14 protein-coding genes are annotated in these 16199 nt (G+C 70.9%); 6 read left to right on the top strand and 8 right to left on the bottom strand.

Features of this window, described 5'->3' with window-relative positions; genetic code table 11:
• Positions 1–38: 38 nt before the first annotated feature.
• Positions 39–1523 carry a 3-carboxy-cis,cis-muconate cycloisomerase gene (pcaB, locus tag ABZ664_RS13940; RefSeq protein ID WP_362508101.1) on the bottom strand — a complete coding sequence of 495 codons (1485 nt, stop codon included), beginning with the start codon at positions 1521–1523 and terminating at the stop codon, positions 39–41.
• A 198-nt stretch (positions 1524–1721) separates the two neighbouring features.
• Between pcaB and ABZ664_RS13945 the strand changes: the two genes are divergently transcribed.
• A complete protein-coding gene (locus ABZ664_RS13945) occupies positions 1722–3173 on the top strand; it encodes a benzaldehyde dehydrogenase (RefSeq protein WP_362508273.1) in 1452 nt (483 codons plus the stop codon).
• A gap of 176 nt (positions 3174–3349) precedes the next feature.
• Positions 3350–4558 carry an MFS transporter gene (locus ABZ664_RS13950; RefSeq protein WP_362508104.1) on the top strand — a complete coding sequence of 403 codons (1209 nt, stop codon included), beginning with the start codon at positions 3350–3352 and terminating at the stop codon, positions 4556–4558.
• A gap of 31 nt (positions 4559–4589) precedes the next feature.
• Here ABZ664_RS13950 and ABZ664_RS13955 read toward each other — a convergent pair whose 3' ends face one another.
• The 3 genes from ABZ664_RS13955 to ABZ664_RS13965 are packed head-to-tail and all read right to left on the bottom strand — an operon-like array spanning position 4590 to position 7476.
• Positions 4590–5663, bottom strand: coding sequence for an ATP-binding protein (locus ABZ664_RS13955; RefSeq protein ID WP_362508107.1), 1074 nt, complete (start codon positions 5661–5663; stop codon positions 4590–4592).
• Positions 5660–7174, bottom strand: a complete 1515-nt coding sequence (gene kaiC / locus ABZ664_RS13960; RefSeq protein WP_362508110.1) for a circadian clock protein KaiC — start codon at positions 7172–7174, stop codon at positions 5660–5662. Before kaiC ends, ABZ664_RS13955 begins: the two co-directional genes overlap by 4 nt.
• The gene (locus tag ABZ664_RS13965) at positions 7171–7476 is read right to left on the bottom strand and encodes a circadian clock KaiB family protein (protein WP_362508113.1); all 306 of its coding nucleotides are present in this window, start codon (positions 7474–7476) and stop codon (positions 7171–7173) included. Before ABZ664_RS13965 ends, kaiC begins: the two co-directional genes overlap by 4 nt.
• Positions 7477–7890: 414 nt before the next feature.
• Between ABZ664_RS13965 and ABZ664_RS13970 the strand changes: the two genes are divergently transcribed.
• The 3 genes from ABZ664_RS13970 (at position 7891) to ABZ664_RS13980 (ending at position 10884) form a co-directional block, all read left to right on the top strand.
• Positions 7891–8544, top strand: a complete 654-nt coding sequence (locus ABZ664_RS13970; protein WP_362508116.1) for a response regulator transcription factor — start codon at positions 7891–7893, stop codon at positions 8542–8544.
• A gap of 189 nt (positions 8545–8733) precedes the next feature.
• The gene (locus tag ABZ664_RS13975) at positions 8734–9609 is read left to right on the top strand and encodes a HAMP domain-containing sensor histidine kinase (RefSeq protein WP_362508119.1); all 876 of its coding nucleotides are present in this window, start codon (positions 8734–8736) and stop codon (positions 9607–9609) included.
• A gap of 177 nt (positions 9610–9786) precedes the next feature.
• Positions 9787–10884, top strand: coding sequence for a glycerophosphodiester phosphodiesterase (locus ABZ664_RS13980; protein ID WP_362508121.1), 1098 nt, complete (start codon positions 9787–9789; stop codon positions 10882–10884).
• Positions 10885–11031: 147 nt separating this feature from the next.
• On the opposite strand, the gene ABZ664_RS13985 is transcribed toward ABZ664_RS13980, so the two are convergent.
• Together ABZ664_RS13985 and ABZ664_RS13990 are read right to left on the bottom strand one after the other, a co-directional pair.
• Positions 11032–11550 (bottom strand): cysteine dioxygenase family protein, encoded by a 519-nt coding sequence (locus ABZ664_RS13985; protein ID WP_362508124.1) that lies wholly within the window; start codon positions 11548–11550, stop codon positions 11032–11034.
• Between the two features lie 157 nt (positions 11551–11707).
• The gene (locus ABZ664_RS13990) at positions 11708–12736 is read right to left on the bottom strand and encodes an amidohydrolase (protein WP_362508127.1); all 1029 of its coding nucleotides are present in this window, start codon (positions 12734–12736) and stop codon (positions 11708–11710) included.
• A gap of 212 nt (positions 12737–12948) precedes the next feature.
• Here ABZ664_RS13990 and ABZ664_RS13995 point away from each other — a divergent pair, with 212 nt between their 5' ends.
• A complete protein-coding gene (locus ABZ664_RS13995) occupies positions 12949–13941 on the top strand; it encodes a LacI family DNA-binding transcriptional regulator (RefSeq protein ID WP_362508130.1) in 993 nt (330 codons plus the stop codon).
• Between the two features lie 43 nt (positions 13942–13984).
• On the opposite strand, the gene ABZ664_RS14000 is transcribed toward ABZ664_RS13995, so the two are convergent.
• Together ABZ664_RS14000 and ABZ664_RS14005 are read right to left on the bottom strand one after the other, a co-directional pair.
• Entirely contained in the window at positions 13985–15517 is a 1533-nt protein-coding gene (locus ABZ664_RS14000; RefSeq protein WP_362508133.1) for an aromatic amino acid lyase, read from the bottom strand.
• Between the two features lie 4 nt (positions 15518–15521).
• Complete coding sequence (locus tag ABZ664_RS14005; RefSeq protein ID WP_362508136.1) at positions 15522–15902, bottom strand: phage holin family protein; 381 nt, start codon at positions 15900–15902, stop codon at positions 15522–15524.
• Between the last annotated feature and the right edge of the window lie 297 nt (positions 15903–16199).

Raw genomic sequence — 16199 nt, forward strand, 5'->3', positions numbered from 1 at the left:
TCCTCGGGCCTCCCCGCGCTTCTGTCCGTCCGAGCCGCTCATTCCCGTGGGAATCCCGTCTGTGTTCCCGTATCCCCGGCTTCCCGTCCGCCCGCGCCGCTCATTTTCCGGTCTCCTGTCCGTTCGTGCCACTCGTCCGCGTTCCGTCCGCTCAGGTGCGGGCTCATGCGGTTCTCGTGGGCGGCGAGCGCCCGGTCGACGAAGACGGCGGCGGAGCCGAGGGCGCCCGCAGGGTCGAGGGCCGCGTCGATCTCCTCGGTGCTCAGACAGACACCGGGATCGGCGAGCAGGACCTCCCGCAGCTCCGAGCCCCCCTCGGCGGCGCGGGCGCAGGCGGCGTCCACCAGTCGCCGGGCCTCGGGGGTGCCTCCGAGCCGTACGACGACCTGCTCGGCCATGAGCAGCCCGCGGGTCGCGCCGAGGTTGGCGCGCATCCTCGCGACGTCCACGGTGAGGCCCTCCAGTACCTCGCGGAGCCAGGAGGCGGCGCTGCCGACGAGCCTGAGCAGCTCGCCCAGCGTCTCCCACTCGGCCTGCCAGGGGCCCGCCGCGCGCTCGTGCTCCTGGACCATGCCGTCGAGGATCGAGGCGACCAGCCCGGGGACGCGCTGGACACAGGCGAGTACGGACATCGAGCCCACCGGGTTGCGCTTGTGCGGCATCGCGCTGGAGGTGCCCCGGCCGGGACCCGCCGGCTCGGCGACCTCCGCCACCTCGGTCTGGGCGAGCAGCTTCACGTCGTTCGCCGTCTTGCCGAGCGTCCCGGCGACGGTGCCGAGTGCGCAGGCGAGCCGGGCCACCGGGGTCCGGTCGGTGTGCCAGGGGACGACCGGTTCGGCGAGTCCCAGCTCGGCCGCGAGGAGTGGCGGCACCTCGTGGCCCCGCCCGCCGAGGACCGAGAGGGTGCCCGCGGCCCCGCCGTACTGGACCGGCAGCGGCACCTGCGCGAGCCCGGTCCTGGCGTGGTCCAGCGCGCTCAGCCAGCCCGCCGCCTTCAGCCCGAACGTGATGGGTACGGCGTGTTGCAGCACGGTACGCCCGGCCATGACGGTGCCGCGGTGTTCGGACGCCAGTCGCGCGCAGGCGTCCGCGCAGGCCGACAGGTCGGTGAGGACCGGTGTGAGGGCGCGACGGGCGATCAGCATGGCCGCGGTGTCGTTGACGTCCTGGCTGGTGGCGCCGTAGTGGACGAACCGCCGCAGCTCCGGCTGGATCCGTTCTCGCAGGGCGGTGACCAGGGGGATGACGGGGTTGCCGGTCCGCGCGGCCTCGCGGCCCAGCTCGGCGATGTCGTACAGCTCGGGACGGCAGGCCGCGGCCAGCGCGGCGGGCACCTCGGCGGGGACGAGGCCGATCCCGGCCTGCGCGCCGGCGAGCGCGGCCTCGACGTCCAGCATGGCGGCGAGCCAGGCGACATCCGACACCCGCGCCGACGCCTCGCCCCTGGAGAACATCCCTGAGAACAGACCGGGGGGCGGGCCGGTGGGCGTGCGGGCCGCGTCGAGGATGTGGACGTCGTTCACGGTGGGAGGCTCCTGTCTGGGGGGCCTGGAGGTTGCTCTCCGGATGGTCGGTCCCTCGGTGATCGTTCCTTGACATATCCGACATAAGCGGCGTAGCTTCCGCGATACGCCTCGTTCGTTCAGGGAATCATTGTTCGCATAACGAACACTATCCCCTTGTCCTTTCCCTCGGGAGGTCCCGTGCCCCGTACGACCCTCATGGATGCGACGACGTGGACCGGGCAGGTCTTCGGGAACGGCTGGGTCACCTCGCACGCGGGCGACACGGCCGTGGTCGAGCCCGCCACCGGAGCCGAACTCGGCAGGGTCGGCGTGGCGGGGGCCGAGGACGTGGCGGCGGCGGCCGTGCTCGCCGTACGGGCGCAGCGGGAGTGGGCGGCGGCCTCCTTCGAGGAGCGGGCGGCCGTGCTGCGACGGGCCGGGAGGCTGTTCGAGGATCACGCGGAGGAGATCCAGGACTGGCTGGTTCGCGAGGCCGGGTCGATCCGCCCCAAAGCGGGTGTGGAGACGCACGTCGCCGCCCAGGAGTGCTACGAGGCCGCCGCGCTGGCGTCCCAGCCGCTGGGGGAGATCCTGCCGACCGTCAAGCAGCGGCTCAGCCTGGCCAGGCGGGTACCCGTGGGGGTGGTCGGCGTGATCGCGCCGTTCAACTTCCCGCTGATCCTCGCCATCCGTTCGGTCGCCCCGGCGCTCGCCCTGGGCAACGCGGTGATCCTCAAGCCCGACCCGCGCACCGCCGTCTCCGGGGGTGTCGCCGTCGCCCGCGTCTTCGAGGAGGCGGGACTGCCGTCCGGCCTGCTTCAGGTACTGCCGGGAGGGGTGGAGGCGGGGCAGGCGCTCGTCGGCGATCCGCTGGTACGGGTGATCTCCTTCACCGGCTCGACCTCGGCGGGACGCGCGGTCGGCGAGGCGTGCGGGCGGCTGCTCAAGCGGGCGCATCTGGAACTCGGCGGGAACAGCGCGCTCATCGTCCTGGACGACGCGGACCTGGACCTCGCGGTCTCGGCGGGCGCGTGGGGCTCCTTCCTGCACCAGGGACAGATCTGCATGACCACCGGACGCCACCTGGTGCACTCCTCGATCGCGGAGGAGTATGTGGCCCGGCTCGCGGAGAAGGCCGACCACCTGCCGGTCGGCGACCCCGCGAGCGGGCAGGTCGCGCTCGGTCCGCTCATCGACTCAGGCCAGCTGGACAAGGTGCACGGCCTGGTCACCGCGAGCGTCGACGCCGGGGCGCGGCTGGCGGCGGGCGGCACCTACGAAGGGCTCTTCTACCGGCCCACGGTCCTGGCGGACCTGCCCGAGCGCGCTCCCGCCTACGTCCAGGAGGTGTTCGGCCCGGTGGCGCCCGTCGTGCCGTTCTCCACGATCGAGGAGGCCGCCGCGCTGGCGTCCGACAGCGAGTACGGACTGTCGCTGGGCATCCTCACGCGCGACGCGATGCGGGGCCTCGCGCTGGCCGACCTCGTTCCCACCGGGATCGTGCATGTCAACGACCAGACGGTGGACGACGAGGCGGTGGCCCCGTTCGGCGGGGTCGGGGCCTCGGGCACCGGCGCGCGTTTCGGCGGGGGACGGGCCAACATCGAGGCCTTCACCGAGACCCGCTGGGTGACGATGCAAGGAAATATCGCGACTTACCCCTTCTGATCGCCTGACCCAACTTTCCCTGACGGTGCGTCGTGACGGCGGTAGGCCGTGTCCTGGCACCTTTCTGTGATGACCCAACTTTCCCTGACGGTGCGTCGTGAGGCTTATGGGAGAGTTGGGCAATGTCCGAACGGGGAGTCAGTGTGTCACGGGCGTCGATGTCGCCGATGTCGCGGATGTCGCGGGTTTTGCTCATCGCGGGGTTCGTGCTCGCGTCGCTCAACCTGCGGCCCGCGCTCGCGGGCATCTCCCCGGTGCTGGGCGAGATCATGGAGGACCTCGGGCTGAGCGCCGCCGGGGGAGGGGCGATCACTACGGTCATGGTGGTCTGCCTGGGCATCCTCGGCCCGCTCGCCCCCCTGCTCGCCCGCCGCTTCGGCCTGGACCGCACACTCCTGGCAGGGCTGCTGATCCTGGCGGCTGGGGTGGCACTGCGTGCCGAGGGAAGCGTCCCGGCCCTCTACGCGGGCGCGGCCGTCGCCGGTACGGCCATCGCGGTGATGAACGTGGTGATGCCCGGCGTGGTCAAGCAGCACTTCCCCTCGCGGGTCGGGCCGTTCACCGCGATCTACGTCTCCGGCCTGGTGCTGGGCGCCGCCCTGGCATCGGGTTCCGTCGTACCGATCGAGCGGGCCACCGGGCTCGGCTGGCGCGAGGTGACCGCGATGACCGCGATCCCCGCCCTGGCCGCGGCGGCGCTCTGGCTGCCCCAGGCGCTGCGCCGCCCCGCCCGCCAGGAGGCCGCGCCCAGGCCGTTCGCCCTGCTGCTCCGCAGCCGGGTGACCTGGTACGTCACCGCCTACATGGGCATACAGTCGCTGACCTTCTACATCATGCTGGCCTGGATACCGACGATCTTCAAGGACGCGGGACTCCCCGCCGACCAGGCCGGATACATGCTCAGCCTCACCAACCTGGCCCAGGTGGCGGCCACGCTGACCGTCCCGGTGCTCGCGGGACGTGCCCGCTCCCAGGTGCCGTACGTCACCGCCGCGACCGTTCTCACGATCGCCGGATACCTCGGTGTGCTGGTCGCGCCCGCCGCCCTGCCGTGGCTGTGGATGATCGTCCTCGGGGTGGGGCAGGGCGCCTCGATCGCGCTCGCCCTGCTCATCATCACGCTCCGCGCGCCCGACCCGGTCTCGGTGACCGCGCTGTCGGCCGTCGCCCAGTCCGTCGGCTACACGCTGGCCGCGCTCGGACCGCTCCTGATCGGCGCGCTCCACCAGCTCTCGGACGGCTGGACACTGCCGCTGCTGGCCGGGCTCGGCGCGTGCGCCCTGCAACTGGGGGTCGGGTTCATGGCGGGGCGCCCTACCGGGCAGACCGGTACGGGTGCCCCGCAGGGAACCCGGGCGGCCAAGGATTCGCCCTCCCCGGCCTGACCCGTCGCCCCCTGGGGATCGGCGGAGCGGCTCAGGACGTCGGCTCTCGGCGCAGGCGGAGACAGAAGCAGGCGCCCCCGTTCTTGCCGGGTTCGTACCAGGCGTCGCCGCCGTTGCCCTGGGCGAGGCTGCGGACGATCCAGAGCCCCAGCCCGGTTCCCTCCGTCTCCTGCTCGACCGCCGGCGCCCGGCTGAAGCGCTCGAACAGCCGGGGCACGAAACCCTCCGGTACACCCGCCCCCCGGTCACACACCCGCACCTGGACCCAGCCGGACCGCCCGAACGCGGACATCTCGATCGGTGGGTGCCCATAGGTGAAGGCGTTCTCCAGGTAGTTCTCCAGCATCGCCGAGAACTCCTTGCGATCGACCATGGCCACCAGTTCGGGATCGCAGGACAGGTGCACGTCCTGGGATCGCTCCTCCAGCTCGCCCAGCCGTTCGAGGATGAATTCGAGCACGGGGACGCGTTCCAGGGAGGCGGACGCGCCCCTCGCGTCGATCGTCGACGCGGTGAGGAGCTTCCGGACCAGCCCCTGGAGACGGGCCGTGCGATCGGCGATGCGCTCGATGATCTCGGCCCGCTGCTCCTCGGCCAGCGCGACCAGGCGGTCACGGAGCACGTCCACCAGCACGCTGATCGCCGCAAGGGGATTGTGGAGTTCGTGGGCCGCGATCGCCACGGCGACGTTCTGGCGATCCAGGGCCGCTTCCATCTCTCGCTCCTCGCGCCTCTGGCGGGTGACGTCGCGGAGTATCGCCACGTAGAGATGCTCGCCCTCCAGGGTCGTGGTGGTGATCCGCATCTCGACCACCCGCCTGCGTCCGCCGGGCAGTATCAGGTCGATCCCGGTCGCCGTGCCGGCGACGAGGGGGAAGCCGAACAGGGTGCCGATGAGTTCCTCCGCCGTGCGGGCGAAGAGTTCCGCGGCGGCGGGGTTGCAGAGCCGGATCACGCCTTGCTCGTCGACCGCGATGATCCCGTCCGCCGAGGCCGACACGATTACCTGGTTGATGTTGCCCGGAGTTCCCGCGTCGTCGGGCCGCCCCGGCTCGGAGCCCGCGGCGGCCCCGCCCTCGGCTGAGGGATCCCCTCCGATCCTCACCCCGGGGGCCCTTCTGCCGCCTCGGATCCGGGTACCCACAGGGTCGCGGGACTGATGTCCCCGGCGAGGATCTGGGAGATGCCCCGCAAGGGCTCACCGATGTGCATGCCGGTGCCGTCGATCGTCACCTCGCGAATGCCTTGGTCGTGGGCGGAACCCCGTGTCTGGAGTACGGCTATCGCACGCTGGATCGCCCCGACACGCTCGACGTATTCGAGCAGGACCCAGACGTCGGCGAAGCCGGCGATCTCCGCGGTCGTCGGCGTGCCCGTCGCCATGACCCGCCCCGTGGGTCTCGCGGTGATAAGTGTGGTGATCTCGTTCTGGCGAAGGACCGCTCCCAGCGCGATGACGAAGTCGAGCAGTGCCCGTGGTGTGACGACGCGTTCGAGCGCGGACAGCGTGTCGATGACCAGCCGACGGGGACCGAACTCCTCGACGGTCCGCCTGAGCTGGAGAAAGTGATTCTCTGGTGACGCCACCTCCGGGTAGTTGGAGATGACCCGGAGCAGACCCGACGCCTGCATGGACCTGATGTCCAGGCCCCAGCCCTCGGCGTTGCGGAAGAGTTGCTCATCGGTCTCGTCGAAGGTGCAGAACAGGCTGCGCTCGCCCGCCTCGAAGGCGGTGGCGGCGAAACGCAGACCCGCCAGCGTCTTGCCCGTGCCGGTAGGGCCGGACATCAGGACGATCGCGTCCCGGTAGAAGCCGCCGCCGCACATCTTGTCCAGTTCGGCGTTGCCCGACGAGACACGGTCCGGTGACGCGCGGCCGGAGGACGCCAGGAACGCGAGGGGAATGACCACGATCCCGTCCTGCGGGTCGATGGTGAAGAGCCATTCCCCGGAACTGTGCGGGGCGCCGCGGAACTTGACGATCTCGACGGTACGGCTCCGCCGCCCCTGTCGCAGGACGTTGCGCAGGATGACGACGTTGTCCAGCACGAATTGTTCGACCCCGTAGCGGGTCACGCCGTCATACTCGGCGGGCCGCTCCGCGGTGAGCACCGAGGTGACCCCGAGCGTTTCGAGGACGGAGGCGATCCGGACCAGTTCGTGGCGGATGGTCTCGACGCCGGTGAAGCGGGTGAAGATCGCGCCGAGCGAGTCGAGCGCGACACGGCGGGCCCCGGTCTGGCGGACGGCGTGCTGGACGCGGGCCACCAGCGCGCCGAGGTCGTAGGACCCTACGGTCGGCTCCTCCTCACCGATGCCCATTGACGCGTCGACGAAGGCCCACTTCCCCTCGTCCTCCCACTGCTCGATGGGGAAGCCCAGCGAGGCCGAGTTACGCCGGATATGGCTGGATGTCTCCTCAAAGGTGACAAACACCCCCGGCTCGTCGAAGCGCATGATCCCGCGAGCGAGAAACTCGACGGCGAACAGTGTCTTACCGCTGCCGGTCGTGCCGCTCACGAGTGTGGACCGGTTGGCGGGCAGCCCGCCCAGGGCGATGTGGTCGAAACCGTTGATCCCCGTGGGCATCTGCTCGATCGTTGCGCCGCCGCTCATCGTCGTGGCCTTTCCGAGGGCGGTTCTTCGAGGACCGGGAAGCCGAGGGCGACGGCGGCGCGGTCATGGTCGGACAGGTCCCCGATCACCCGTCGTTGCGGGGGCGGCGCGAGTCTGATCACCGTCGGGGTGGCCAGGATCCGTCCCTCCTCCGCCAGGTCGGGTCGTTCGGCGGCGTCGACGACCTCGACCTCGTACGTGCCGGACAGGCGGGCGTCGCAGAGGAACCGCAGGTTCACCTCCGCAGCCTTGGACCGTTCCGTGTTGCCGGCCACGTACAGTCTGAACGAGTAGGTGGTCACCTGGAAACTCGTCTCCAGCCTGCGCGAATCCCAAACGGCGCCCCCGGGGGATGTGCCGCCGCCCGTGCCCCATCGGGGGTGCGGAAGGGCCGCAGCGCGCACCTGGATCAGATGAGCACGACCCTCCCCGGTACCTCGCATGCTCATCGGTCCCCGCGGTCACACCCGCCGCACGGTGACTCCCGCGACTCCCGCGACCCCGATGACCGGGTCCGGCGGGCCTTGCCCACCGCCCCGCGCCACGAGTAGCGTCGTGACCAGGGTTTTCGGACAGGCTGTGTCGGCCGTTCGGCCTGTTTTACGCCCCCGACCCCTGATTCGCCCGCAGGGCCACGGGCCCGGGGAACCGTATGGCGGCGAGGGCCGCCCACGAGCCGGGAGGCGTTCACGGTCCAAGTGAGCAGGAGTCATCCGATGACCCGAGTCCTCGTGGTAGAGGACCAGCGGGCGCTTGCCGGCGCCCTTGAGATCGCGATCGACATCCAGCCGGATCTGGACTGTGTGGGGGCCGTTGGAACGGTCGAGGATGCCGTGCCCCTCATGAAGGCACACCACCCTGACGTGGTGCTCATGGACATCCACCTGCCCGACGTCGACGGAATCGAGGGGACGAGGCGGATCAAGGCGGCCTACCCGGATACCCGCGTCCTCATTCTGACGGGAGACGCCACTCCTGATCTCTTCACGGCCGCCGAGGCGGTGGGTGCCGCCGGATTCCTCGCCAAGGACGCGACGTTTCCGGCCATCCTCAGAGTGATCAGGGCTTCGGTCGACGAGAAGATCATCATGGTTGAGGGGGAGACGCTCGAAGTGCTCCTGCGGAGCCCCTCACCCGATACGCCGCCCCGAGACGGCCGTGAGAACCGGGCGGGGCTCACCATGCGCGAACTGGAGGTCCTCGGGTTGATGGGGGAGGGGCTCGCCCCCCGGGCGATCGCCGCACGGCTCGTCGTCAGCCCGCACACCGCTCGTGGCCACGTCAAGAACGTCATGGCGAAGCTGGGCGTGCACAGTCAGCTTGAGGCGGTCGTCGTGGCTACCCGGACGGGTCTCCTGCCAGGCCGGTAGGCGTACGGCCGAGCCGCGGGGCCGAGATCCGACACGCAGGGGTCCCCTCCGGAGGAGGTCGCCGATCCACCCCATCTGGGGGGTGAACATCGGACCGCCTGGGGGTGGCGGGGCCGCTCGCCGTCCTCCTAGCGTGGTGACCACGCACCGCACACTGCCAAGGCTTGGTTGCGGGAAGGAAAAGCTGATATGAGGGACATGGCCGGTCTGTGTGACTGCGTCGATGATTTCGATGCGTCTTCAGACCTCGGGCACGGGTGCCACGAGACCCCCGAGCTCTCCGACGGTGTCGAGGTCGCCCAGACCGTCGCCCGCACGCTGAAACGACTCAGGCAGGCGCTGCAGCAGCAGCGTCGGTTCGCCTCCGACGCCTCACACGAGCTGCGCAACCCCGTCGCCGCGCTGCGCGTGGAGCTCGAGGAGGCTCAACTGCATCCCGGCGATCACGATCTGAGCGAGGTGCTCGGGCGCGCACTGAGCGACGTAGATCGACTTGAGGCGATCATCGCCGACCTGCTCACGCTCTCCAGGGCCAGGGAGAACACGCCGATCGAGTGGGAGCCTGTGGACCTGGCACAGCTGGTCCAGACGGAGATCTTCCGGCGGACGGACCGGCTCGGCGTCCAGTTGCGGCTCGTACCCGGGGTGAACGTCAACACGGTCCGTCTCCAGCTCGCCCGGGTGCTCGCCAACCTGCTGGACAACGCCCAGAGGCATGCGAAACGAGTGGTGCGGGTCGAGGTCACCCATAACGCGCACACCGCGGAACTGTCGGTCTCCGACGACGGAGCGGGGATCGCAGAGGCCGACCGGGAACGGATCTTCGAACGGTTCACCCGGCTGGACGCGGCCCGCAGCCGCGACCGCGGCGGCACCGGCACCGGCCTCGGCCTGGCGATCGCCCGCGAGATCGCCGAGGGCCATCGGGGAACCCTCAGTGTCCAGGACTCCCCCATCGGCGGCGCGTGTTTCGTGCTGCGGCTCCCGCTCACAGAACCCTCCGGACTCCCGTTTCACGACGGGCACGACGCCTTCGGGGGGCAGATGCCCGGCAACCCCGTGTGACCTTCGCGCACCTGAGGTTCGGGCCACCGGGTCAATCATGGCGAGCTTCAAGAAGACCCCAGGCCGGTGCCCCGAGGCCGTTGACTTTGTGACCCGCTGTCCTTGTGGCTGACTGTGGCTGACTTCCTTTGCGAGTCGTCGCCCCGTTGGTCATCGGGTGCCTCTACCGTCCTGAACATGATCCGTAGGTTTCAGGGCGTGCTGCTGGCGGTCCTCATGACCGGTACCGTCGCCTTCGTGCTGCCAGAATCCGAACCCGCGATCGCCGAGTCCCGCGCCGGTAAACCCGTCATCATCGGCCACAGGGGCGCCAGCGCGCACCGGCCAGAACACACCCTGCTCTCGTACGAGACCGCGATCGCGCTGGGTGCCGACTACATCGAGCCCGACCTGGTCTCGACGAAGGACCACGTGCTGGTGGCCAGGCACGAGAACGAGATCGGCGGCACCACGGACGTCGAGAGCCACCCCGAGTTCGCGGGGCGCCGGACGACCAAGACCGTCAACGGCGTCTCGATCACCGGCTGGTTCACCGAGGACTTCACACTCGCCGAGCTGAAGACGCTCAGGGCCGAGGAGCGCATCCCCGACCTGCGTCCTGGCAACACCGCCTTCAACGGCCTCGCGGAGATCCCGACCTTCGACGAGGTCGTCGCGCTCGCCAAGCGGAGCGGGGTCGGCGTCTACCCCGAGACCAAGCACCCGAGCTACTTCGACTCCATCGGGCTCTCCCTGGAGGAGCCGCTGCTGGCGGTGCTCGGCCGCCACGGCTGGCGCGGGAGCGGCGACCCGGTCTTCATCCAGTCCTTCGAGACCGCCAACCTGCGCGAGCTGAGAGAGAAGACCAGCTTGCCGTTGATCCAGCTCGTCACCGCCACCGGCGCCCCGTACGACTGGGTCGCCGCCGGAGACCCGCGCACCTACGACACCATGGTCACCCCCGCGGGGCTGCGCGAGGTGGCGGGCTACGCGGACGGCATCGGCGTCGACACCAGGCGGATCGTGCCCGCCGGACCCGACGGCCGCCTCCTGCTGCCCACCACGCTCATCCGCGACGCCAACCGCACCGGCCTGAAGGTCCACACCTGGACCGTGAGGAACGAGAACGCGCAGCTCCCGGTGGACTTCCGGCTCGGTGACCCGGCGAGCCCCGCCTACCCGCGCGCCACCGGCGACGTGATGGGCTGGCTGGAGAGGCTCTACTCCCTCGGCGTCGACGGCGTCTTCGCCGACGACCCGGGCATGGCCAACGCCGTCAGGGCGCGCGTCTTCTAGACCGTCAAGCCGCTGTAACGAAGGTATGAGTCCGCGGTGAGGCGTCCGGTCCTACGACCGCCGCACCCGTGAACGACGGGTGCGGCGGTGAGGGCGGGGACACTCGGGCCCCGAGTCGGTCGGCGAGGACCGACCCGGTGGCTCCCGTCAGGCGACGCCGGCCATCTGCTCGGCGTCGTCCATCGGACGCAGTTCGTCGGCGTAGCTGACCGAGACGCGGCGCATCACTCCGCTGTCGCTGATGGAGTACTGGCCCAGGCGCCACAGCGGCGGCGAGTACGCGTGGATCGAGACGCTGCCGTGAACCGCGCCGGTCAGCCGGTGGATGTGGTCGGGGCCGAAGGAGAAGGACTCGCCCTCCGAGATCACGGTCTCCAGGTGCTCGCCGCCGATGCGGGGGTTGCACTCCAGGAGCGTCCCGGCCACCACGCGCACCGCCCCCGAGGAGGTGTCGTGGTCGTGCCAGCCGGTGTCGTCCTCCGGCCGCCAGCACAACAGCCAGACGTCCACGTGGGAGTCGCGGTAGAGGGAGGCGAAGTGGCGCCCGCCCTCCTCGGGGAAGTCCACCTGGTCCGCCCACCGGGACGGGTCGGCGGCCAGCTCGTTGACCAGGTCGAGGAGTTCGCGCCGGTCGAGGGCGCGAGCGGGCAGGGCCTCGTAGCTCATGAGGTCTCACCGCCGAACGGTCCGGAGACCGCGATGTCCACTCGTCCGGGGTGAATGGCGTGACCGGTGCGGTCGGCGGGCCGGGCGGCTCGTGCGCGCCGCGGGCTCGCGGCTCTGGTCGCCGGGAGCGCACAGCTCTCGCGGCCCTGGTACTGGTTCACTTGCGCGACTCCTTTCCGTTCAGCAGGCGGTTCGGGTTGGTGACCGCGATGGCGTGCCAGGCGGCGTCGCCGAGCGCGGGATCGGGGGCGATGGCGTAGGGCTGGTCGGAGCCGCTCACCACGATGTCGACGCCGAGTTCGCGGACGATCGCGTCGATGGCGCGCGGGCCGTAGGAGGAGGTCTCCAGGAACAGGTCGGGATCGACCTGTCCCCGGCCCTTGCCGCCCCGGTTGGCCAGGCGCTCGGAGTGGAGCGGGGCGAGCCCGGCGAGCAGCGAGAAGCAGACCCGCAGGCGGGGGTGGCGGGACCGTCCGAAGGCGGTGAAGGCGTACCACGCGGCGTGCATCTGCTGCACGTACGGCACGACGGCGGGCCACCAGCCGGGCCCTTCAGGATCGGTGGCGGGACCGGGGTGCACGAAGAGCGGCAGGTCGCGCTCGGTGAGGATGTCGAGCAGCGGGGCGACTCTCGCCAGGCCCGCGGCGTCGCGCACCGCGGTCGCGGGCAGCTGGAGCCCGACGAATCCTGGCCGCGCGCCCCGCGTGCCGCCCTCCGTCTCGCGGTCCTTCGCGTCGTCTCGTACGCCGTTTCCCGTGTCGTCTCCCGCCGCGCTCCGTACGTCGCGCCGGGCGACATCTCGTGTGTCGTCTCGCGCGTCGCCTCGGGTGTCGAGGGTCTTGGCGAGCCTGGCGGGGTCGATCTCGCTGAGGCAGGTCGCCGCCCAGGCGCCGAAGGGCGCGGGCAGGGCGAGGGCGTCCTCGTGGTAGGCGTCGATGATCGGCCAGGCGTCCTCGGGAGGCAGGGACTCGATGCCGAGCGGGCTGGACAGCGACACGAGGGCGAGGTCGAGATCCGCGTTCAGCGCGAGGCGCCCGGCGAGGTCGTGATCGGCGGGGTCGACCTCGTAGGCGGGCTCGCCGCCGGTGTGGAGGGTCCAGCCGTCGAGCCGGGGCGCGGCCGTGCGCCGTCTGAGCGCGTCCACGAACGCGGGCGTCCACAGATGCTGGTGAACGTCGACGGTCACGACGGATCTCCTCCTTCCACGCTTCACGGCATTCCCTACCTAGAATACGGGTAAACACTCTCACCTTGCCACATCCAACAGTGACACGGTTCAGTGAACCGCTTCAGTGAACCGCTTCACCCCGTATCGTGTCAATACCTCCCGCCGCCCTTCGACGCCTCTGATCGCGCGAGGAGCACGCCCCCGAAGGTCCCGGGGAATAGGGTGGACCGATGCCCCAGCCCCGGAAACGAGCGACCATCCGTGAGGTGGCGAAGGCCACCGGTCTGTCACCGGCCTCTGTCTCCTACGCCCTGCGCGGCATGCAGGTGTCGGAGGAGACCATCGAGCGGGTGCGCCGGGCCGCGGCCGAGCTCGGCTACGAGGCCGACCCGATCGCCCGGGCCCTGGCCAGCGGCAGGACCGGCATGATCGGACTGCTCTGCGGTTCCCTGGAGGATCTCTGGCAGCAGGCGCTCGCCGTGGGCATCGGCCGCGCGCTCAAGGACAACGACCGGTACGCCCTCATCCTGGACGCCGCCGGAGACCCCGCCAGGGAGAAAACGCTCGCCAGGCAGCTCCGCGACCAGCGGGTGGACGCGCTGATCGTGCAGCCGGTCGACCCCGCGGCGCCGCTCTGGGCCGAGCTGTGCGAAGGGCTGCCGGTGGTGTCGATCGGCGACGCCCTGGCCGGGGCACGCACCGCGGGCGAGGTCGTCTTCGACAACCGGGCCGGGGTGACCCTCGCGCTGGAGCACCTGCGCAAGCGGGGTCACCGGCGCCTGGCCGTCCTCACCTCGACCCGGGCCAGCACCCCCGACCGGCCCGCGGACGTGCACGTCATGGCCGAGGCCGGGCGGCTGGGACTCGACATCGAGATGGTCACCGCCTCGCAGTCGCTGGGACCGGCCACCAGGGTCGCGGGCGAGATGCTCGACGCCGGACACCGGGCGTTCTTCTGCTTCGCCGACTCGATCGCCTACGGCGTCTACGCGGCCTCGGCCGAGCGGAAGCTGGGCATACCGTACGAGGTGTCCGTGATGGGCTACGACGACCACCCCATGTCGGGCCTGCTCACCCCCGGCCTGACCACGGTCGACTGGGACATCGACGGCATCGTCCGCGCCGCCGTCCGTATCGTCGTGGCCGCCGCCGACGGCACCGCCACGCGCCGCCGCCGTATCGTCCAGGCCCCCCAGCTCCGCGAACGCGGCTCGGTGGGCTGAGCCGGTCACGTGAACCTCGCGGGTCGTGAAGAACTCGGAGGTCTCAGGGGACGAGACCGGGCAGGAGCCCGCGTGCCGCGTCGAGGTCGGCGTCCAGGGGGCGGTCGCGCATCGCCGGATCGAGTGGCAGGTCGCAGGGCAGGCCGCGCTGCCGCAGGGCTCGTACGGAGGCCACCAGCTCGCACGCCAGGACGATCTCCAGCGGTTCGGCGGCGGCGAGCGCGGAGCGGGCCGCCTGTGGGGTGAAGCTCGCGTGGTCCTCGGTGCCGAGGGAGAGCACGGCTCCGCCCAGGGTGACCGGGGCGGCCAGGTGGCGCAGCTCGGCCAGGGCGGAGTGCGCGACGTATTCGAGGATCATGACCCCGGACAGTCCCGGACGCTCGGCGAGGAAGGGGAGCAGGCCCGTGTGGGCCGGGTCGTTCAGGGTGGCGAGCCTGGCCGCGCTCAGCGTCGCGGTCTGCACGAGCGCGGCCCGCAGGGCGTCGAGGGCGAGCGCGACCCGCGCCGAGTGGAAGTTGCCGTTGTGCCAGGCCCGGCCGCCGGCGATCAGCGGGTTCTCGGGAGCCGCGTTCATCTCCTCGGTGATCGTTCGTTCCGCTCGTCCGAGAGCGTCGAGCACGGCTCCGTGGACCTGCGGAAAGGCCCGGTAGCCGTACGGGTCCTGGACGCGGCGCGGGCTGGTGGGGCCGACCAGGGCGCGCAGCCCGGCCGCTACCTCGGTCTGCTCGGGGCCGCGTTGCACGACGGGGGAGAGCGGTTCGAGCGAGGCCTCGATCGCCCGGAAGGAGCGGGCCGCGACCGCCGTGGCGGCGGACAGGAGGACTCCCAGGCGGTGACAGGCCAGCGCCGCGTCCGCCAGGGTCGCCGCGCCCGAGCTGATGAACGGCAGCGCGTCCACGGAGGCGAGCGCGAACCGGGGCACGGGATCCCACGGCCGCGTCCCCGGAGGGCTGCCCTCGGCTCGTTCCCAGGACCGGGTGTCCCCGATTCCGGCTCGGGCCCCGATTCCGGCTCGGGCCCCGATTCCGGCTCGGGTCCCGGGCCCGGCTCTGGTCTCGGACTCGGTCGGGGGATTCCCGGTGTCCCCGGCTCGTGCCTCGATCCGTACGGTGTCCGAGGGCCGGGTCCAGGGAAGCTCGCCGAGGAGGCAGAGCGCGGTGGTGGCGAGGGCGGTGAGGTCGCCGGTGCCGATGGCGCCGTAGGTGCGGATCGGCGGGGTGAGACCCAGGTTGACGGCGGCGGCGAGAACGGGAAGAAGGGCCGGGTCGACTCCCGAGCCGCCGGCCAGCAGCTGGTTGAGACGGACGACGAGGGTGGCGCGGGCGCGGAACGCCTCGATCGTCGGCCCGGCGCCGCCCGCGTGGCTGCGGAGCAGGTCCAGGCCGGTGTCCTCGGTCTCCACGTCCTTGTTGGCGCCCACCCCGGTGGTCCGGCCGTACACGGGTCCGTTGAGCAGGCCGGCCATCCGCCACGCCGCCTGCGCGCGGGTGGTGGAGCCCAACGCGATCCCGGAGCCGTGGGCCGCCCGGTCGACCTGCTCGCAGGTCAGGTGGGCGCCGTCAAGGACGAGGGTCATCCGCTCAGTCGCCGACGATCGCGTCGAAGATCAGGTCGAGCAGCCAGCTGACCAGAGCGATGACGATCGCTCCCCAGAACGCGGCCCAGAAGCCGTCGACGTGGAAGGGCAGATGGAGCTGTTCGGCGATCCAGCTGGTCAGCAACAGCAGGCCGGCGTTGACCACCAGGGCGAACAGGCCGAGTGTGAGGATGTAGAAGGCGCAGCCGAGCGTCGCGATGATCGGCTTCAGGACCGCGTTGACGACCCCGAAGATGAGGGCGACGGCGACGAGCGTGCCGATCTCCTTGGTCGGGGTCGCCGCGGACACGGCGATACCGCTCACGAGTTGGGTCGCCGCCCATAGAGCGGCTGCTACAACCACTATTTTGATGAGTATTTTCACGTTTCGGCATCCTCGCATGGATGGTGGGACGGGTGATAGATCCACGTTTTGAGAGTGGATATATGCGTATAACAGGGAGTCTGCTGTATCGCCCCGGCATCTGCGGCTCCGATCGTCACCGGGTGACACGGAGGCACCGGTCGCCCCGATCGGCGGGACGGCGAGCCGCCCCCGGCTCCCGTGGAGAGTTTCGCATCCGTGACCGTATGCGGTCATGAAAGTGGCGAGATCCTGTCAGGCGTGCCGTTCCTCGGCGGGAAGGACCTCCGCCGGGTGGGAGAGTCCCAGGTGAGGAGC

Source organism: Streptosporangium sp. NPDC006930 (assembly GCF_040635605.1).
In the GTDB taxonomy this organism is placed as follows: Bacteria; Actinomycetota; Actinomycetes; order Streptosporangiales; family Streptosporangiaceae; genus Streptosporangium.

Bases quoted from the DNA above. Each gene is read 5' to 3' on its own strand.
- ABZ664_RS13975 (WP_362508119.1), top strand. From the start codon at position 8,734: ATGAGGGACATGGCCGGTCTGTGTGACTGCGTCGATGATTTCGATGCG.
- ABZ664_RS14000 (WP_362508133.1), bottom strand. From the start codon at position 15,517: ATGACCCTCGTCCTTGACGGCGCCCACCTGACCTGCGAGCAGGTCGAC.
- ABZ664_RS13995 (WP_362508130.1), top strand. From the start codon at position 12,949: ATGCCCCAGCCCCGGAAACGAGCGACCATCCGTGAGGTGGCGAAGGCC.
- kaiC (WP_362508110.1), bottom strand. From the start codon at position 7,174: ATGAGCGGCGGCGCAACGATCGAGCAGATGCCCACGGGGATCAACGGT.
- ABZ664_RS13945 (WP_362508273.1), top strand. From the start codon at position 1,722: ATGGATGCGACGACGTGGACCGGGCAGGTCTTCGGGAACGGCTGGGTC.
- ABZ664_RS13980 (WP_362508121.1), top strand. From the start codon at position 9,787: ATGATCCGTAGGTTTCAGGGCGTGCTGCTGGCGGTCCTCATGACCGGT.
- ABZ664_RS13950 (WP_362508104.1), top strand. From the start codon at position 3,350: ATGTCGCGGGTTTTGCTCATCGCGGGGTTCGTGCTCGCGTCGCTCAAC.
- ABZ664_RS13985 (WP_362508124.1), bottom strand. From the start codon at position 11,550: ATGAGCTACGAGGCCCTGCCCGCTCGCGCCCTCGACCGGCGCGAACTC.
- ABZ664_RS13970 (WP_362508116.1), top strand. From the start codon at position 7,891: ATGACCCGAGTCCTCGTGGTAGAGGACCAGCGGGCGCTTGCCGGCGCC.